The organism is uncultured Methanobrevibacter sp., from assembly GCF_937906425.1.
Lineage (GTDB): Archaea > Methanobacteriota > Methanobacteria > Methanobacteriales > Methanobacteriaceae > Methanobrevibacter.
This window is the reverse complement of sequence record NZ_CALCYR010000210.1, coordinates 1-3,092: the sequence shown is the minus strand read 5'-3', so window position 1 is coordinate 3,092 and position 3,092 is coordinate 1. Positions and strand designations below refer to the sequence as shown.

Annotated in this window: 2 protein-coding genes; both read left to right on the top strand. The window is 32.2% G+C overall.

The genetic code is table 11. The annotated features are described in order from the left end of the window. The first annotated feature begins 465 nt into the window (after window positions 1-465). Complete coding sequence (gene ahaH / locus Q0138_RS06105) at window positions 466-780, top strand: ATP synthase archaeal subunit H (RefSeq protein WP_297982097.1); 315 nt, start codon at window positions 466-468, stop codon at window positions 778-780. 9 nt (window positions 781-789) lie between these two features. Further along, complete coding sequence (locus Q0138_RS06100; RefSeq protein WP_297982094.1) at window positions 790-2,796, top strand: V-type ATP synthase subunit I; 2,007 nt, start codon at window positions 790-792, stop codon at window positions 2,794-2,796. Window positions 2,797-3,092: the final 296 nt, after the last annotated feature.

Here is a 3,092-nt window from a genome sequence, read left to right as displayed (position 1 = left end):
TTTAATTGAAAACTGTTCTGATATTTAAAGTTTTTTTGAATATTTTTTAAAATTTTCACTATTTTTCACAGTGTTTTTAAACTATTGTTTTTAATTGAAATTAAATAATTTTTTACAAATTTTTTACAAATTTTTTACAAATTTTTTAATAATTTTTTCATGAAAATTTTTTATTTTTTCAATGTTATTATCATGATAATATCATTTTTTTTAAATTAATCTCTCTTATTCAATAGTCCTATTTCTCTCTTAAATTTGTTTTTTTAAAAATTCCTTGATTCAATGGTTGATTTGATTTTAAATAATTCTTTTGAATTGTTCTTTCAATTTTATGTAAAAAATATATTACATTTTTTCAGTCATTTTATTTTTTTGAAATTTTACTGTTTTTTTAGCATATTATAATCATATAATAAAATATATATATTAACAAAAATAAAAATTTAATTACCATGGTGATTTATTATGGCAGGGATATCAGAAGCTATTACCCAAATAAAAAAGGCTGAAAGTGATGCTGATTCCTTAGTAGAACAATCTACAGTCGATGCGAAAGCAATGATTGATGATGCTACTATAAAAGCAAATGAAATGGTTGAAACTGCTAAGAATGAAGCTAACGAAGAGGCTCAATCTACTGTTTTTGATGCAGAAGAAAATGCAAAGAAAGAAGCTACTTCTATAGGTTCAAAAGCTGATAGCGATGTAAGCGCTATTAAAAATAAGGCTAGAGGAAATATAGATGAAGCTGCTTCAATTATTGTTAAAAATATTTTATAGTGTGAGATAATGTTTAGAACTGCGAGAATGCGTAAGCTTAATGTTATAACTTTGGATGCATACGCTGGTCCTACGGTGAGTGCACTTCACGATGAGGGTATCGTCCAAATAAATGATATTTCTGAACGTATTCAGCAAGATCCTAAGCTAGCAGAACTTTTGAGGCCTTCAAAAGTTACTCCTCAAACTGGTAAACTTTCTTCACTTCTTATGAAAACAAGTGCATTGTCTGATCTATTAGGCGATGCCCTTTCAGAGGGAATGGGAATGAAAGAGAAAATCATGTCTTTGATTAGTCCCGATCTTCCAGTTCCTAAAGAAGTCGAGGATGTTGATACGGATAGCCTAATCGCTTATGCCGAATCAACATTGGACCAGGTAGAGGCTGAAACAAAAGGTATTGAAGATAAGTTAGCCGCACTAGACAGTGAAGAGAGTAGACTTGAATCAAATAAAAATTTGGCTAATCGTTTAAAAACTTTAAATATGGATTTGGCCCTTTTAAGTGATTCAAAGTACACTTCTACCATTGTTGGTAGGATCACTGCTGAGTCAGCTCAGAAATTTAAAGATGAATACAGTAAGATTACAGACAATCTCTTTTATGAATTGGCGCCAGATGAAGAAAAAGAATATAATATCATGGTCGTTGTGGTTGCCAGTGAATTTAAGGACGAGGTCTATACCTTACTTAGGAAAAATGATTTCGAGAAGTTTGAGACTGAAGGTTTGGAAGGAAATCCTGACAGTATAATTTCCAGTGCCGAATCCAGATTACAAGCTATCGAAGGTGAAAGATCCCAGGCTAAGGCTGATTTGAAAGTCGTAGCTGAAAAATGGGATGATGAAGTTCTTGCTTTAAAAGAACAATTGGAAAATGAGAAAGATAAAAACGAGATTTTCGCTACTTTTGCTGAAACCGATAAGACTGTTGTTCTAGAGGCATGGGTGCCTGAAAAGTATTCCCAAAAGGCAGAGGATATAATTGAATCCGCTACCGATGGTCATGCAATTATAGAATTTGAAGAAGTTCCGGACAACAGCGAAGACGTTCCAGTATTGCAGGAAAATTGCAGTTATGCAAAACCTTATGAATTATTAGTCGGAATGTACTCTCCATTAAAATATAATGAGATAGATCCTACTCTTTTTGTTGCAATTACTTTCCCATTCTTCTTCGGTTTCTGTTTAACCGATGCAGGATACGGTCTTTTGGTTGCAATCATAGGTATAATTTTATATAAGGGAATGGGTAAAACCAGTGACACCTTACGTGACGGAGGTTTAATCATCTTCGCAAGCGGTATATGGTCTATTATTTTAGGTCTTGTTACCAATGGTTTACTCGGTGATTTCTATACCAGAATTCTTGGTATGGGAGATGCACTTCCTACAGTAATCGATTCAATTAACGCATTTAAAAACCCGGCAACCATTTTGGTTATTGCTATTGTAATTGGTTTAATTTACACCAACCTTGGTTTTATCCTCGGTGCAATCAATAACTTAAGATACGGTGAGAAGAAAGAGGCTATCGGTTCCCAAATCGTTTGGTTTATTTTAGAACTTGGTTTAGTCGTCTTAATTTTAGGATACTTGTTCCCAGCATTCGGCATGATTGGTATGGGACTTGGTGCAGCATTGATTGTACTTTCCCTAGTATTGCTTATCTGGGCTAATGGTGCTTATGGTCTTATGGATGTATTTGGATTCATGGGAGATGTATTGTCTTATGCTCGTCTTTTAGCTCTTTGTTTAGCTACTGGCGGTATTGCAATGACTGTAAACATCTTGACCAATATGGTTAATGACATGATTCCATTTGTAGGTATTGTATTGGCTATCATCATATTCATTGGTGGACACATTGCAAACTTCCTCTTCCAGGTATTAGGTGCTGGAGTAAATGCATTGCGTTTAAACTATGTAGAGTTCTTCTCTCAATTTTACTTAGGTGGAAAACATTCTTTCGAAGCTTTTAAAGCTAAAAGGAAATTTACAAGAGTTAAAAAATAATTAAAATTCAAATTTATTAATTTATAGTTTATTTAAAAGTTTTAAGTCAATTACTGTCTAAGATTTAAGGCTTGGTTTTAATTCGATGAATTGAAACTCATTGGTTTATTTGTTAAATCAAATTAAAATCAAAAATTTAGTTTATTGAAACTAATTGATTGGATTTGTATTTCAAATTAAAATCAAAATTTATGTTTTAAAAACAATTATTATTAAACAATTTAATTAAGGAGATATATTTTATGGTAGAAATTGCTTTAGGTACTGCTTTAGCAGCTATTGGTGCTGGTGTAGCA